Genomic DNA, 14,313 nt, shown 5'->3' on the forward strand with positions numbered 1-14,313 from the left:
TGATATTCGGGTTCAACCCAGCCAGTTCAGTGCCGCCGCGCCCGCCGCTGCGCCTGCTGCCGCGGTCAGCGCATAACGCCACCAGACGCGCCGCTCGCCGCGCTCCCACATCAGGGGAATGTCGGGCAGCGGCGGCGCAGGCGGGGCGGCGCCCTTGCGCGGCAATTGCTGGTCGAGACGGCGGATGATGTCGGGAATCAGCGCCAGCGTCTTGCCCTGTTCGCGCAGGCCATCGGCAAGCGCGGCTTCGGGACCAAGCTCATCGCGGATCCATTCCTTCACGAAAGGCCCCGACACGTCCCACATGTTGATCTGCGGGTTCAGCATCGTCGCGACGCCCTCGACCATCACCATCGTCTTCTGGAGCAGCAACAGGTGCGGCTGGGTCTGCATGTCGAAATCGCGGGTAATCGCGAACAGTCCGTCGAGCATCTGGCCGACGCTGAGTTCGCTCACCGGCTTGCCGCGCATCGGCTCGCCGACCGCGCGCAGCGCGGTCGCGAACTCGTCGACATTGTGATAATCGGGCACATATTGCGCCTCGAAATGGATCTCGGCGACGCGGCGATAATTGCCGGTGGTCAGCCCATAGAGGATTTCGGCCAGCCAGTATCGCGCCTGCCGGTTGATCCGTCCCATGATGCCGAAATCGACCGCAGCGATCGTCCCGTCGGCCTTCACGAACAGATTGCCCTGGTGCATGTCGGCGTGGAAGAAACCTTCGGCGATCGCCTGCCGCAAAAAGGCGTGGACCAGGTTCGCCGCCAGCCTCTCCATGTCATGCCCCGCGGCGATCAGCGCGTCACGGTCCGAAATCTTGATGCCGTCGATCCAGCTCATCGTCATCACGCGGCTGTTCGTGCGGTCCCAATCGATCGCGGGCACTTCATATTCGGGCACCGCCGCCATCGCGTCGGCCAGTTCGGATGCCGACGCCGCTTCGCGCCTGAGGTCGAGCTCGCGCAGCGTCCAGCGGCGAAAATTGGCGATCACTTGCCGCGGGCGGAGCCGCGACGCTTCGCCGCCCAGCGCCTCCAGATGCGCGGCGGCCCATTCATAGGTTTCGATGTCGCGCGCGAACTGCTTGTCGATGCCCGGACGGCGAATCTTGACCGCCACGCGGCGTCCGTCGGTCGTGACCGCGCGGTGGACCTGCGCGATCGACGCCGATCCGACGGGTTCGGGATCGAATTCGCTGTAAAGGCTTTCCAGCGGCGCCTCGAACGTCGCTTCGATCTCCTGCCGGATGCGGGCAAAGGCGACCGGCGGCAACGCATCCTGCAGCGTCAGCAGGTTGCGCGCGGCGTCCTCACCGACCAGGTCGGGCCGCGTCGCCAGCGTCTGCCCCAGCTTGACCGCGGCGGGGCCGATCGCCTGAAAGGCGGCGGCATAGTCGGGAATTTTCGGCTGGGTCGTGCCGAGCCGTGCGATCCGGCACAGCCGCTTGACCCCGGGCGGCGTCTCGGGTGCGGTCTCGATCCCGCGCAGCGCGCCATGGCGCGCGAGGATGCGGCCCCATTTCAGCAGGCGGGCAATATGGGTGACGGGACGGGTCATTCGGTTCCCCTCCCGCAGGCGGGAGGGGCTAGGGGTGGGCGCGAGCGTAGCGAGAATGCGGCAGCGCAACGGCCCACTCCGCTGCGACTAGCGAACAAGTTCGCAAGTCTCGCTGCCCCTCCCGCTTGCGGGAGGGGATGAAAATGCCGTCCGCTCACGCCTTCCATCCGCTGTGAATCGCGACGAGTCCGCCCAGAATCGGTTCGACCTTGACCCCGGTGAAGCCCGCCTCGCGGATCATCCGCGCAAATTCGGGCATCGGCGGAAAGCGGCGGATCGATTCGATCAGGTAACGATAGCTGTCTTCGTCCTGTGCGATCAGCTTGCCGAGCTTCGGCACCAGGTGATGCGAATAGGCGTCGTAGGCTTCGGCAAAGCCCGGCCACTCGTTCGTCGAAAATTCCAGGCAAAAGAACCGCCCGCCAAAGCGCAGCACGCGGTGCGCTTCCTTCAGCGCTGGGGGAATGTCGGTAACGTTGCGGATGCCGAAGGCGATCGTATAGGCGTCGAAAAAGCGGTCGGGGAAGGTCAGCCGCTCGGCATTCTGTTCGGACCAGACCAGGCTGTCGATGCCGCGCGCTGCTGCGCGCTCCATGCCGACCCCCAGCATGTCGGGATTGATGTCGGCCACGGTGATGCTGGCGCCCGACGGTTCCATGCGGAAGGCGATGTCGCCGGTGCCGCCCGCCATGTCGAGGATCGTCTCGCCCGCGCGCGGCTTGACGCGGCGCACGAAGCGGTCCTTCCACAGCCGGTGCATTCCGCCCGACATTGCGTCGTTCATGATGTCATATTTGCGCGCGACGCGGCTGAACACCTCGCCGACCATCGCGGTCTTCGCGCCCGCGGGAACCTGCTCATAGCCGAAGCTGACAGTATCGGGAGTGGCCATCGTTTGCGCGCCTTTGCAGGGGAGAGGTAAAGTCGAACGGCCTTTAGCCGGGCCTTGCCGCCCGCGCAAATGGCGCGTAGCCCGATGCGCGATATGCCCGAATTACCTGAAGTCGAAACCACCGTGCGCGGCCTCGCTCCCTTCCTCGAAGGGCAAAGGCTGACCGCGGTCACCACTTTCCGCCCCGACCTTCGCCGCCCCTTTCCCGCCGACCTCGCGCAGCGGTTGACCGGCGCGACCGTCACGGGTCTGTCGCGCCGCGCCAAATATGGCATCGTCTCGACCGACCGTGACGATCATATGATCTTTCATCTCGGCATGTCGGGACGCTGGCGGACCGAGGGGGGCGCGCCGGGCAAGCATGACCATCTGCTCCTCGAAACCCGTGCGGGGCACCGGCTCTTCCTCCACGACCCGCGGCGCTTCGGCTCGGTCGATCTTGTGGCGGGCGACCCGCTGGCGTCGTTCGCGGCGTTCGTGACGCTCGGCCCCGAACCGCTGTCGGATGATTTCGACGCCGCCCATCTGGCGCGCACGTTCGCGGGGCGCCGTGCGCCGGTCAAGGCGATGCTGCTCGACCAGACGGTCGTCGCGGGGCTCGGCAATATCTATGTCTGCGAAGCGCTCAACATGGCGCGCATCTCGCCGCTGACGGCCGCCGCCGACGTGCCCAAGCCGAAACTCGCCGCGCTCGTGCCCGCGATCAAGGCGGTGCTTGCGGCGGCGATCGCAGCGGGCGGATCGACGCTGCGCGATTTCTTGAGTCCCGATGGCGATCTCGGCTATTTCGCGAAGGATTGGCGCGTCTACGGGCGCGAGGGCGGGGCTTGCGAATGCGGCGGCATCGTTGCACGCATTGTCCAAGGCGGACGATCGACCTTCTATTGCCGTAAATGCCAGCGTTAAGCCCGGATATTTGCCGCAAGGCCATTGACCAAATCGCCCTTCATCGCTATGCGCGCACCCTTCGAGCAGGGTCCGGTCGTCCGGAACCGGCTGTATCCGGACATTGATTCGCCGCTCCATGCGCGATTCGGCTGCTCCGATGCGGCTGCGCTCCGACCATGTTGACCGTTTGAAAGACTAGAGGAATTTATGGCCAATACGCCGCAGGCAAAGAAGCGCATCCGCCGCAACCAGGCGCGTGCCGTCGTGAACAAGAATCGCGTTTCGCGTATCCGCACCCTCGTCAAGAAGGTCGAAGCCGCCGTCGCCGCCGGCGACAAGGACGCTGCCGCAACCGCACTGAAGGCGGCGCAGCCCGAAATGGCGCGCGGCGTCGCCAAGGGCGTGCTGCACAAAAACACCGTCGCGCGCAAATATTCGCGCCTGACCAAGAGCGTGAACGCGATCGCCTGATCTGACCCGTCCCCAAAGGGAACAAAAAGGACCCGCCGGCTTCTTGCCCGCGGGTCCTTTTTTGCATGCGCTATTGTGACATCGCGATGGCAATAGTGTTGCAGCGCGGTAAGTCGCGGATATTTGGCGATTCGTTGCAGACGCGCCGCATCATCCCCCATAACCATATGAAAAATCGAGATAAAAACGCCTCTTAACGCGATTCCGCGAGCCACGACGAGTCAAGATTTTTATTTCAGTATTTTTACACGTGCGCCCCTTGATCGACTCGGCGCGCCTTGCCTAGACAGGTGCGTCGTCGGCCTTCGCCGGCGGCCGCCACATCGACATGATTCGTATCCTTTCGGGCCGTTGGTCCGAACGGTCAGCCTGTGCCCGGCGCAGGCGACGAATTGGCGCGTGGCGGCTGTCCGATACCGGCGCCAGGGGATCACAGGGGGCGGCACGGCGTGGCAGAAAGCGGCAATCGGCATGGGCAAGACGCAGAAGGCGGAGCAGTGAGCGGCGATGCCGCGGCGCTCTGGCCGCGCGTTGCCGAAGGCCTGCGCCGCGACCTGGGCGCGCGCACCTTCGATCATTGGCTAAAGCCGGTGCGCTTCGCCGATTATTGCGCGCTGTCGGGCGTCGTGACGCTCGAGACCGCAAGCCGCTTTTCGGCGAACTGGATCAACGAACGCTTTGGCGACCGGCTCGAACTCGCGTGGCGGCAGCAGCTGCCCACGGTGCGCGGCGTGAACGTGCGCGGCGGTGCAGCCGCGACCGAGCGCGCCGAGACATTCGCGTCGGCGCCGCTGCCGGCGTTCGACAACGCGCCTGCACCGGCGGCCAACCCCGCGCTGCTCGGTTTCGACCCGCGTCTGTCGTTCGACCGCTTCGTCGTCGCGCGCTCGAATATCCTCGCCGCCAATGCCGCGCGCCGCATGGCGATGGTCGAGCGGCCGCAGTTCAACCCGCTCTATCTCTGCTCGGGCACCGGGCAGGGCAAGACGCACCTGTTGCAAGCGATCGCGCAGGATTATGCCGCGGCGCACCCGACCGCGACCATCATCCTGATGTCGGCGGAAAAATTCATGCTCGAATTCGTCGGCGCGATGCGCGGCGGCGACATGATGGCGTTCAAGGCGCGGCTGCGCGCCGCCGACCTGTTGCTGCTCGACGATCTGCAATTTGTCATCGGCAAGAATTCGACGCAGGAAGAGTTGCTCCACACGGTCGACGACCTGATGACCGCGGGCAAGCGCCTCGTCGTTACCGCCGACCGCCCGCCCGCGATGCTCGACGGGGTCGAGGCGCGACTGCTCTCGCGCCTGTCGGGCGGGCTCGTCGCCGACATCGAGGCGCCCGAGGACGATCTTCGCGAACGCATCATCCGCCAGCGGCTCGCTGCGATGCCGATGGTCGAGGTGCCCGATGATGTCGTCGCCTATCTGGTCAGGCATTTCACGCGCAACATCCGTGAGCTCGAAGGCGCGCTCAACAAGCTGCTCGCCTATGCTGCGCTCACCGGTGTGCGTGTCGATCTGGCGCTGGCCGAAGACCGGCTGGCCGAAAATGTCCGCAGCGCGCGTCCGCGCATCACGATTGACGAGATCCAGCGTGCGGTCTGCGCGCATTACCGGCTCGACAAGTCGGAAATGAGCTCGAAGCGCCGCGTCCGCGCGATTGCCCGCCCGCGTCAGGTCGCCATGTATCTCTCCAAGGAACTCACGCCGCGCTCCTACCCCGAAATCGGGCGCCGTTTCGGCGGCCGCGACCATTCGACGGTGATTCACGCTGTCCGCACGGTCGAGGCGCTGCGCGTCGCCGACAGCGAACTCGACGCCGAAATCGCCGCGATCCGCCGCAGTCTCAACGGCTGATCCACAGGCCTGTGCCGGGTTTATCCACAATGGGTGGAGCGTGCCCGCACCTCCGGCCTCACCCAACGACCAACGCTCCATAAATTTCGATCGGGGGCGGCCAAGTATCGGTTTGACTGCCCCTTTTCATTGACCGCCGCGCCGCGCCGCCTAAACAGGTTTCAACCGAAACAAGGTCGCAGGGAGCCGCCAGTGCATCATCCGCTTTCCGTCCCCGTCAGCCGCCGTCACACGCTTGCCGCCCTTGGCGCGGGCACCGCGGGCATCGCCATCGCCGGACCTGCTGCGGCGTTGCAGGGCGCTCCCAAGAATAGCGCGCAGCAGTTGCTCGATTCGGTGGGCGACAATCTCCTCGCCCATTCGCCCGAGGGCGCGACATCGCTCGGCATCGACACCGGCGACCGCGCGGCGATGCGCGGGCAGCTCGGCGATCGATCGGCGGCGGGTGTGCAGGCGCTTGCCGACACGCTGAAGGCCGACGCCGCGCGTCTTCGCGCGTTCGACAAGGCGGGGCTCGACCATGGCACACGCACCAGCCTGGCCGTCGTCGAAAGCGCCTATGACGTCGCGCTTGCGGGTTTTGCCCTACCCTATGGCGATGTCGCGGTCGGCGGATGGCGCAACACGCCCTATGTCGTGATCCAGAACGTCGGCGCCTATCTCGATGTCCCGAAATTCCTCGATAGCGATCATCCGGTTCGCACCTCTGCCGATGCCGAGGCGTACCTCGCGCGCCTCAATGCCTTTCCGGGCGCGCTCGACGGTGAGACCGAGCGGCTGAAGGCCGCAGGCGCGCAGGGGCTGATCGCGCCCGCCTTCCTGATCGACAAGGCGGTCGCGCAGATTGAGACGAGCCTCGCCGATGCGAAAGCGGGCGGATCGATGGTCGAAAGCCTGAACCGCCGCGCGGCCGCGGCCAAGCTGGGCGGCGACTGGCGCGCGCGGGCCGCAAAGATCGTGCAGGGTCCCGTCGTTGCCGCGCTCGAACGCCAGCTTGCCGAGCTGAAGGCCCAGCGGCCGCGGGCGACGATGGACCCCGGCCTGTGGGCGCGGCCCGGCGGCGACGAATGGTATGCGTGGGGGCTGCGCGCCTCGACCACGACGCGCATGACCCCTGACGAGATTCATGAAATGGGCCGCCGCGAACTCGCGGAACTCCATGGCCGGATGGACCCGATCCTGAAGAAGCTGGGCTACACGCAAGGCTCGGTCGGTGACCGGATGAACGCGCTTGCCAAGGACCCGCGCTACAAATTCCCCGACAATGACGCCGGCCGCGCCGAAATCGTCACCTATATCGACACATGGCTGGGCAAGATCCGCGCCGAGCTGCCGCGCGCCTTCCGCACCCTGGTGAAGGGCAATGTCGAGGTGAAGCGGCTGCCGCTCGCCGAAGAGCCGGGAGCGCCTGCGGCCTATGGCGGCGCGGGATCGATCGACGGCAGCATCCCGGGACGCTTCTGGATCAATTTGCGCACCACCGACCTGCACAGCAAATATTCGCTTCCCGATTTGGCGATGCACGAGGCGATCCCCGGCCATGTCTGGCAGGGCGAATATGCGCATTCGATGCCGCTCATCCGCACGATGCTGGCGTTCAACGCCTATTCGGAGGGCTGGGCGCTCTATGCCGAACAACTCGCCGACGAGCTGGGCCTCTATGACGATTTCGAGGTCGGGCGGCTGGGCTATCTCCAGTCGCTGGCCTTTCGCGCCTGCCGCCTCGTTGTCGACACTGGCCTGCACGCGAAACGCTGGTCGCGCGAGCAGGCAGTACGCTTTTTCGTCGAAGAAAATGGTTCGAACCCGCTCGAGGTCGCGAGCGAGGTCGACCGCTATTGCAGCTGGGCCGGGCAGGCGTGCGGATACAAGGTCGGGCACAGCGAGATCGTCCGCCAGCGCGGGCTGGCGCAGGCGGCGCTGGGTGCGAGATACGACCTGCGCGATTTCAACGACGTGGTGGTCAAGGGCGGCAACGTCCCGCTCGACGTGCTCGCGTTGAATGTCGCCGAATATGTGGCGGGGGCAAAAGCATGAAGCGCGCGACCGCAATCGTCGCCCTCGCGGCGACCCTGATCGCCGCCCCGCCGGCCCATGCCTCCGATACCCCTGCCGCGACGCCGCGCGTCGTGATCGACACCTCCGACGTCGAACGCTTCTTTGCCCTCTACGACGATCCCGCCTTTGCCTCGGACCCCGATGCGCTCGCTGCGCGCTATCTCGCCACCCCCTCGCCGGGGCTCGTCGAATATATGGCGATGCGCAGGATCACGCCCGAACGGGTCGCTGCGGCGCTGCGCAACAAGCCCGACCTTTACCGCGATGCGCGGAGCTGCGCAAAAACGCTCGGCAACGTCCGCGGCCGCTTGACGGCGGCGACGGACCGGCTGGCCGAGCTTTATCCGCCGGCGACCTTTCCGCCGATCACTATCGCGTTGAGCCGCGGCGCGCCGGTCGCCGCTGCAAATGCCAAGGGGCTGTACGTCTCACTCGAAGCGCTATGCGCCGCCAGATTTCTCGAAGCCGACGACGAAGACCGTTTCGTCCATGTCATCGCGCATGAATATATCCATGCCCAGCAACCGCTGGCGCAGGTCGAAAGCGACAGCGAAACTGTGCTCCACGCCGCCCTCGTCGAAGGCGCCGCCGAATTTGTCTCCGAACAGATCGGCGGATCGGTCGCGTACACGCATTTGCACCGCTGGGCGGACGGGCGCGCGGCCGCGATCGAACGCGATTTCCTGACCGAAATAGACGGCAAGGCGCAAGGGTCGCGGTGGCTTTACAACCAGCTTGGCACACCGGACTGGCCGGGCGATCTTGGTTATTGGGTCGGCTACCGGATTGTCAAAAGCTATTACAACCGGGCGCCCGACAAGGCGGCCGCACTGCGCGAGATAATCGAGATGAAGGATCCCGCAGCCTTTCTGGCCGAAAGCGGCTGGACGCCAGGGATGGCACTGTAGGACGGCAGAGGTCCAAAGTCAGGCCCCGAGCGAGATTGTCCGCTCGCGCAAATATCGATGAATATGTGAAGGAGGAAAGGCATGAAGCAGTTCGTGGCGGCAGTCGTCGCGCTTGTGGCATCGGTAATCGGGGGCACCAACGCTCACGCCTTTGATACCCCTGCCGCGACGCCGCGCGTCGTGATCGACACGTCCGACGTCGAACGCTTCTTTGCCCTCTACGACGATCCCGCCCTTGCATCGGACCCCGACGCACTTGCCGCGCGCTACCTTGCCACTCCCTCGCCGGGGCTGGTCGAATTCATGGCGCTGCGGCGCATCACGCCTGAAAAGCTTGCCGTCGCGCTCCGCGACAAGCCGCAGCTGTTCAGCGATGCACGCGGCTGCGCGGCGAAGCTCGGGAATGTCCGCACCCGCCTGGTCACCGCAACCGAACGGCTTGCGACCCTCTATCCGCAAGCGAAATTCCCGCCGATCACGATCGCGATCGGCCGCGGGAGCACTGCGGGAACCGCAAACGCCAAAGGTCTTTATATCGGACTGGAAACCTTGTGCATGGCGAAGTTCGTCGAGGCCGATGACGAGGATCGCTTCGTTCACGTCATCGCGCACGAATATGTCCACGCGCAGCAACCGCTTGCCCAGGTAGAGAGCGAGGATGACACGGTGCTCCACGCCGCGCTCGTCGAGGGTGCGGCCGAATTCGTCGCCGAGCAGATGACCGGGTCGGTTGCCTATCCGCGGCTCCACCAATGGGCGAAGGGCCGCGAAGCGGAGCTGGAGGCCGCCTTCCTCCCCGAAAAGGACGGCAAGGCGAACGGGTCGCGCTGGCTCTATAACCAGCAGGGCAGCGACGGCTGGCCGGGCGACTTGGGCTATTGGATCGGCTATCGCGTCGCCAAGGCGCATTACACCCGGTCCGCTGACAAGACGGCGGCACTGCGCGAAATCATCGAGATGCAGGATCCCGCCGCCTTCCTGGCCGAAAGCGAGTGGACGCCGGGGATGGCGCTTTAAGCCGGCAAGGGCTGGAGATCGGGCTCGACAAACCCCCGCCGCGCCGCGACTGAAAACAGCAGCTCGCGGCCGTAAAAACGCAGTGGCCAGTCGCGGCGGCCCATATCCGAAAAAAGCAGCGCGTTGACGCGCGCAGTCAGACCTGTTTCGGCCGTTTCGGACAGGAACAGCCGCACCCCGGCGACATAGGTGCGGGTGATGCTGTCGTGATACCCTTGCCTATCGTCATTCACCCCGCCGACGCTTTCGTTGAAGCGGCGGATGATCGTGCCGATTTCCGCGTCGATGTCGATGTTGGAGCGCTCGGTGAGCAGCCACAGGCACGCGGCCAGATGGGCCTCGTGCGTCCACGCGGCGCGTGGCAGGGTGCAGGCCAGCAGTCCCTCGCCCAGCGCGTGGATGTCGGAATCGCGCTCGAACAGGCGCGGCTTATAATCGGTGGTCATTGGTCCGGTCCTTCCGGGTGATCGACCACCCGGAAAGAACCGGGTGGATTATGCTGCGACGGTGGCCTGCGGGGCGGCCTGACGGACGCCTTCGTCGACATGGCTTTCAAATTGCGCGAAATTGTCGATGAATTGCTGGACCAGCGTTTGCGCGGTGCGGTCGTACGCCGCCTTGTCGGCCCAGGCTTCGCGCGGGTCGAGCAGGCTGGCATCGACGCCCGGCACCGCGACGGGAACCATGAAGCCGAAATAGGGATCGCGGCGGAATTCGGCATCGTTCAGGCTGCCGTCGAGCGCCGCATTGAGCAGCGCGCGCGTCGCCTTAATCGGCATCCGCTTGATTCCCTCCATCGTCGCCATGCCGCCGGTCCAGCCGGTGTTGACGAGCCAGCACTGGACGCCGCCCTTGGCGATCCGCTCTTTCAGCAAATTGCCATAGACCGACGGATGGCGCGGCATGAAAGGTGCGCCGAAACAGGTCGAGAAGGTCGCCTCGGGCTCGGTCACGCCGATTTCGGTGCCGGCGACGCGCGCGGTGTAGCCCGACAGGAAGTGATACATCGCCTGATCGGGGGTGAGCTTCGCGATCGGGGGAAGCACGCCATAGGCGTCGGCGGTCAGCATGATGATATTCTGCGGCACCGGCCCCATATTCTTTTCCGACGTGTTCGGAATGAAATCGATCGGGTAGCTGCCACGGCTGTTCTCTGCGAGGCTCGCGTCGTCGAAATCGAGCTCGCGCGTTTCGGGGTCCATCACGACATTTTCGAGCACCGTGCCGAAACGCTTGGTCGTCGCGAAAATCTCGGGCTCGGCCTCGGGCGACAGGCGGATCATCTTGGCATAGCAGCCGCCCTCGAAATTGAAGACCGCCGTATCCGACCAGCCATGCTCGTCATCGCCGATCAGCGTGCGCGAGGCGTCGGCCGAGAGCGTCGTCTTGCCGGTGCCCGACAGGCCGAAAAAGACCGCCGTATCGCCCTTCGGACCGATGTTCGCCGAACAGTGCATCGGCATCACGCGCTTCACCGGAAGCAGGTAATTGAGGATGCCGAACACCGACTTCTTCATTTCGCCGGCATATTGCGTGCCGCCGATCAGGATCAGCTTTTCGGTAAAATTGACGGCGATGACCGTTTCGCTGCGCGTGCCATGTTTTGCCGGGTCGGCGCGGAAGCTGGGCAGGTCGACGATCGTATATTCGGCCGCGAATGCCGCCAGCTCATCGGCCGTCGGGCGGCAGAGAAGCGTACGGATGAACTGGCTGTGCCAGGCAAATTCGGTCACGACCTGCACGGCAACGCGGTGCTCAGGCTGCGATCCGCCGAACAGCTGCTGGCGATAAAGTCGCGGCCGCGACGCGAGATGCGCGAGGAAATCGGCCTTGAGCGCCGCGAAATGATCGGGCGTCATCGGGACATTGGTCTTGCCCCACCAGATCGTATCGCGCGTTTCATCGTCCTGGACGATAAACTTGTCCTTGGCGCTGCGCCCGGTGTGCTTGCCCGTCGCAACGACCAGCGGGCCGTCCTTGGCGAGGCGGCCTTCGCCATGGCGGATGGCTTCTTCGATCAGCGCCGAAGGGCCCCAGTTTTCGGCCACTTCCGCCTGCGTTTCGACGGTCTGATTGCCGATCGCCATCTGTGTCATCGTTCAAGCCTTTCCCAAGTCCGTCGGCCCGATTGCATAGGTATGCAGCAGCTGCCGCGCAAAGGGGCAGGCCCGCATTCCCATGGGTGCCGACGTGACGCCGATTCCTTAGATTAAGGGCCGCGTTAGCGAGGATGGGGGGACAGGTCAAAAGATTCCAGCGCGTCGCTGTCCCGTTCCGTGGCAGTTGTCGGTGGCGTGGGGATCGGCTAACCCAGCCTGCGGCCCCGCCCAACGGAAAGAGCATGACGGCAACCATCGCGCTGGTCGACGACGACCGCAACATCCTGCAATCGCTGTCGATCGCGCTTCAGGCCGAGGGGTTCGTCACGCGCGTCTATTCGGACGGCGAGGCGGCGCTGAAACCGCTGATCGACAATCCGCCCGATCTCGCCGTCTTCGACATCAAGATGCCGCGGATGGACGGGCTCGAACTGCTGCGCCGCCTGCGCGAAAAAAGCCAGCTTCCCGTCATCTTCCTGACCAGCAAGGATGACGAGATCGACGAGGCATTGGGGCTGGCGATGGGCGCCGACGATTATATCGCCAAGCCGTTTTCGCAGCGGCTGGTGATCGCACGCATCCGCGCGATCCTGCGCCGCGTCGAACTCAACCGCGCCGCGCCGAGCGACGACGACGAACCCGTCGCCGAGCCGATCACCCGCGGGCGGCTGCAAATGGACCCGGCGCGGCACAAGGTCAGCTGGGACGGCAAGGACGTGACACTGACCGTCACCGAATTTCTGATCCTCGAAACGCTCGCGAGCCGCCCCGGCATCGTGCGCAGCCGTAACCAGCTGATGGACGCCGCCTATCAGGACGATGTCTATATCGACGACCGGACGATCGACAGCCACATCAAGCGGCTGCGCCGCAAGTTCCGCGAGGTCGACCCCGATTTCGATGCGATCGCCACCCTTTATGGCGCTGGATACCGCTTTGCCGACGAAAGCTGATCCCCTGCCCCCCGACGCGAGCGTGGCCGAACAGGAGGAATCGCCGCTCGTCTGGTCGGCGCGCTGGTCGCTGACGACGCGTATCCTGGCGGTCAATATCCTGGCCGTCGCGCTGCTCGCGGGCGGTTTTTATTACCTCGACACCTATCGCACCCGGCTGGTCGATACGCGCATCGAAGTGATGAAGGACCAGCTTGCGATGCTCGACAACGCGCTCGAGGCAGCGCGCCCGGAAGAGCGCGACCGGCTGATCGCCGAATTTGCCGAAGCCACCGAGTCGCGCCTGCGCTTCTATGCTGCCGATGGCCGCCGCCTTTCGGACAGTTTCGAAAGCGGCGTGCCGACCTATACGCTGCGCGACCCCAATTTGCAGGCGTGGCAGCGCGATGCCGCGCGTGCGATGGATCGCGGCATCGACTGGATTGTCGGCGCGCCGACCTATCCCGATTTTCGCGAACCCGTCGTCGACATGGCCGCGGCGTGGCCCGAAGTGGTCGAGGCGCAGCGCGGCGGGCTGCCCGCCAGCCGCTTTCGCTACGCCCCCGAACGCACGCCGCTTTTGAGTGCGGCGCGCGTCGTCGAGCTGGAAACGCCGCAGACGGTGCTGATGACGCTGAACGCCCGCGACATCACGCGCACCGTGCGCGCCGAGCGGTTTCGGCTGGCCGTCGTCGTCGCGATGGTGCTGATCGCCTCGACTCTCCTGTCGCTGTTCCTCGCGCGCACGATCGTCCGCCCGCTGCGGCGGCTGGCGCGCGCGGCGGTGCGCGTCCGCCTCGGCCGCGCGCGCGAAGTCGTCGTGCCGCGCCTGCCCAGCCGCCGCGACGAGATCGGCACGCTCGCGCGGGCCCTCAGCGACATGACGCAGGCGCTGCGCGAACGCATCGACGCGGGCGAGCATTTCGCCGCCGATGTAACGCACGAACTCAAGAACCCGATCGCGTCGGTGCGCTCGGCGATCGAGGGGCTGGGGCGTGTCCAGTCGGACGAACAGCGCGCACAGCTGCTCGCGATCGCCGACGAGGATGTGCGGCGGCTCGATCGGCTCGTCAACGATATCAGCGAGGCGAGCCGCGTCGACGCGCAATTGTCGCGCACACTGTTCGAACCGATCGACGTCGGGATGATGATCGAATCGATGCTCGCATCGCGCAAGGCGCGCATCGACCCCGATTCGCCGCACCCGCGTATCGCCTTCGCGCGGCCGCGCAAGGGCACCACGATCGTGATGGGCGACGGCCACCGCCTCGAACGCGCCATCGACAACGTCATCGACAACGCCATCAGCTTCACCCCCAACTCCGGCCTTGTCTGCATCGCCGCGACGCGGCTGGGCGACGAAGTGCATGTCCGCGTCGACGACGACGGGCCCGGCATCGACCCTGCGCAGCGCGAGGCGGTTTTCCGGCGCTTTCACAGCGAACGGCCGGCGGGCGAAGCCTTTGGCCGCCACAGCGGGCTGGGCCTTGCGATCGCGCGGACAATTGTCGAGGGCCATAGCGGGACGATCAGCGCACGCGACCGCGACGACGGCAAGCCGGGCGCGAGCCTGCTGATCACCCTGCCCGCGAGCGACAGCGGGACGGCCGCCGCCTGACGCCCCCTCGCTCC

12 protein-coding genes are annotated in these 14,313 nt (G+C 65.7%); 8 read left to right on the top strand and 4 right to left on the bottom strand.

Annotated features, from left to right (window positions below):
* Positions 1–12 precede the first annotated feature (12 nt).
* Together ubiB and VSX77_RS05825 are read right to left on the bottom strand one after the other, a co-directional pair.
* A complete protein-coding gene (ubiB, locus tag VSX77_RS05820; protein ID WP_338426710.1) occupies positions 13–1,557 on the bottom strand; it encodes a 2-polyprenylphenol 6-hydroxylase in 1,545 nt (514 codons plus the stop codon).
* A gap of 154 nt (positions 1,558–1,711) precedes the next feature.
* Complete coding sequence (locus VSX77_RS05825; protein ID WP_338426711.1) at positions 1,712–2,449, bottom strand: class I SAM-dependent methyltransferase; 738 nt, start codon at positions 2,447–2,449, stop codon at positions 1,712–1,714.
* Between the two features lie 93 nt (positions 2,450–2,542).
* Here VSX77_RS05825 and mutM point away from each other — a divergent pair, with 93 nt between their 5' ends.
* The 6 genes from mutM to VSX77_RS05855 all read left to right on the top strand — a co-directional run bounded on the left by mutM (position 2,543) and on the right by VSX77_RS05855 (position 9,650).
* A complete protein-coding gene (mutM, locus tag VSX77_RS05830) occupies positions 2,543–3,355 on the top strand; it encodes a bifunctional DNA-formamidopyrimidine glycosylase/DNA-(apurinic or apyrimidinic site) lyase (RefSeq protein ID WP_338427225.1) in 813 nt (270 codons plus the stop codon).
* A gap of 189 nt (positions 3,356–3,544) precedes the next feature.
* On the top strand, positions 3,545–3,808 hold the full coding sequence (rpsT, locus tag VSX77_RS05835; protein ID WP_011543453.1) for a 30S ribosomal protein S20: 264 nt from the start codon (positions 3,545–3,547) through the stop codon (positions 3,806–3,808).
* A gap of 497 nt (positions 3,809–4,305) precedes the next feature.
* Positions 4,306–5,667 carry a chromosomal replication initiator protein DnaA gene (dnaA, locus tag VSX77_RS05840; RefSeq protein ID WP_338426712.1) on the top strand — a complete coding sequence of 454 codons (1,362 nt, stop codon included), beginning with the start codon at positions 4,306–4,308 and terminating at the stop codon, positions 5,665–5,667.
* A 192-nt stretch (positions 5,668–5,859) separates the two neighbouring features.
* Complete coding sequence (locus tag VSX77_RS05845; RefSeq protein ID WP_338426713.1) at positions 5,860–7,704, top strand: DUF885 domain-containing protein; 1,845 nt, start codon at positions 5,860–5,862, stop codon at positions 7,702–7,704.
* Complete coding sequence (locus VSX77_RS05850) at positions 7,701–8,633, top strand: DUF2268 domain-containing putative Zn-dependent protease (protein WP_338426714.1); 933 nt, start codon at positions 7,701–7,703, stop codon at positions 8,631–8,633. Before VSX77_RS05845 ends, VSX77_RS05850 begins: the two co-directional genes overlap by 4 nt.
* A gap of 81 nt (positions 8,634–8,714) precedes the next feature.
* Positions 8,715–9,650, top strand: coding sequence for a DUF2268 domain-containing putative Zn-dependent protease (locus VSX77_RS05855; protein WP_338426715.1), 936 nt, complete (start codon positions 8,715–8,717; stop codon positions 9,648–9,650).
* Here the strand turns inward: VSX77_RS05855 and VSX77_RS05860 are convergent.
* Entirely contained in the window at positions 9,647–10,096 is a 450-nt protein-coding gene (locus VSX77_RS05860) for a hypothetical protein (protein WP_338426716.1), read from the bottom strand. The two genes, VSX77_RS05855 and VSX77_RS05860, sit on opposite strands and share 4 nt — an antisense overlap.
* A 48-nt stretch (positions 10,097–10,144) precedes the next feature.
* On the bottom strand, positions 10,145–11,737 hold the full coding sequence (locus VSX77_RS05865) for a phosphoenolpyruvate carboxykinase (RefSeq protein ID WP_422397307.1): 1,593 nt from the start codon (positions 11,735–11,737) through the stop codon (positions 10,145–10,147).
* A 254-nt stretch (positions 11,738–11,991) separates the two neighbouring features.
* Between VSX77_RS05865 and VSX77_RS05870 the strand changes: the two genes are divergently transcribed.
* Positions 11,992–12,702, top strand: a complete 711-nt coding sequence (locus VSX77_RS05870) for a response regulator transcription factor (RefSeq protein ID WP_338426718.1) — start codon at positions 11,992–11,994, stop codon at positions 12,700–12,702.
* The gene (locus VSX77_RS05875; protein WP_338426719.1) at positions 12,668–14,299 is read left to right on the top strand and encodes a sensor histidine kinase; all 1,632 of its coding nucleotides are present in this window, start codon (positions 12,668–12,670) and stop codon (positions 14,297–14,299) included. The genes VSX77_RS05870 and VSX77_RS05875 overlap by 35 nt, the downstream gene beginning before the upstream one ends.
* Positions 14,300–14,313: the final 14 nt, after the last annotated feature.

Origin of the sequence: Sphingopyxis sp. TUF1, assembly GCF_036687315.1 — a bacterium.
GTDB lineage: Bacteria > Pseudomonadota > Alphaproteobacteria > Sphingomonadales > Sphingomonadaceae > Sphingopyxis > Sphingopyxis kveilinensis.

Excerpts from the sequence above, each read along its gene's own strand:
- VSX77_RS05865 (WP_422397307.1), bottom strand. The coding sequence starts at position 11,737 with ATGGCGATCGGCAATCAGACCGTCGAAACGCAGGCGGAAGTGGCCGAA.
- VSX77_RS05850 (WP_338426714.1), top strand. The coding sequence starts at position 7,701 with ATGAAGCGCGCGACCGCAATCGTCGCCCTCGCGGCGACCCTGATCGCC.
- mutM (WP_338427225.1), top strand. The coding sequence starts at position 2,543 with ATGCCCGAATTACCTGAAGTCGAAACCACCGTGCGCGGCCTCGCTCCC.
- VSX77_RS05875 (WP_338426719.1), top strand. The coding sequence starts at position 12,668 with ATGGCGCTGGATACCGCTTTGCCGACGAAAGCTGATCCCCTGCCCCCC.
- rpsT (WP_011543453.1), top strand. The coding sequence starts at position 3,545 with ATGGCCAATACGCCGCAGGCAAAGAAGCGCATCCGCCGCAACCAGGCG.
- VSX77_RS05870 (WP_338426718.1), top strand. The coding sequence starts at position 11,992 with ATGACGGCAACCATCGCGCTGGTCGACGACGACCGCAACATCCTGCAA.
- VSX77_RS05860 (WP_338426716.1), bottom strand. The coding sequence starts at position 10,096 with ATGACCACCGATTATAAGCCGCGCCTGTTCGAGCGCGATTCCGACATC.
- VSX77_RS05855 (WP_338426715.1), top strand. The coding sequence starts at position 8,715 with ATGAAGCAGTTCGTGGCGGCAGTCGTCGCGCTTGTGGCATCGGTAATC.
- VSX77_RS05825 (WP_338426711.1), bottom strand. The coding sequence starts at position 2,449 with ATGGCCACTCCCGATACTGTCAGCTTCGGCTATGAGCAGGTTCCCGCG.
- ubiB (WP_338426710.1), bottom strand. The coding sequence starts at position 1,557 with ATGACCCGTCCCGTCACCCATATTGCCCGCCTGCTGAAATGGGGCCGC.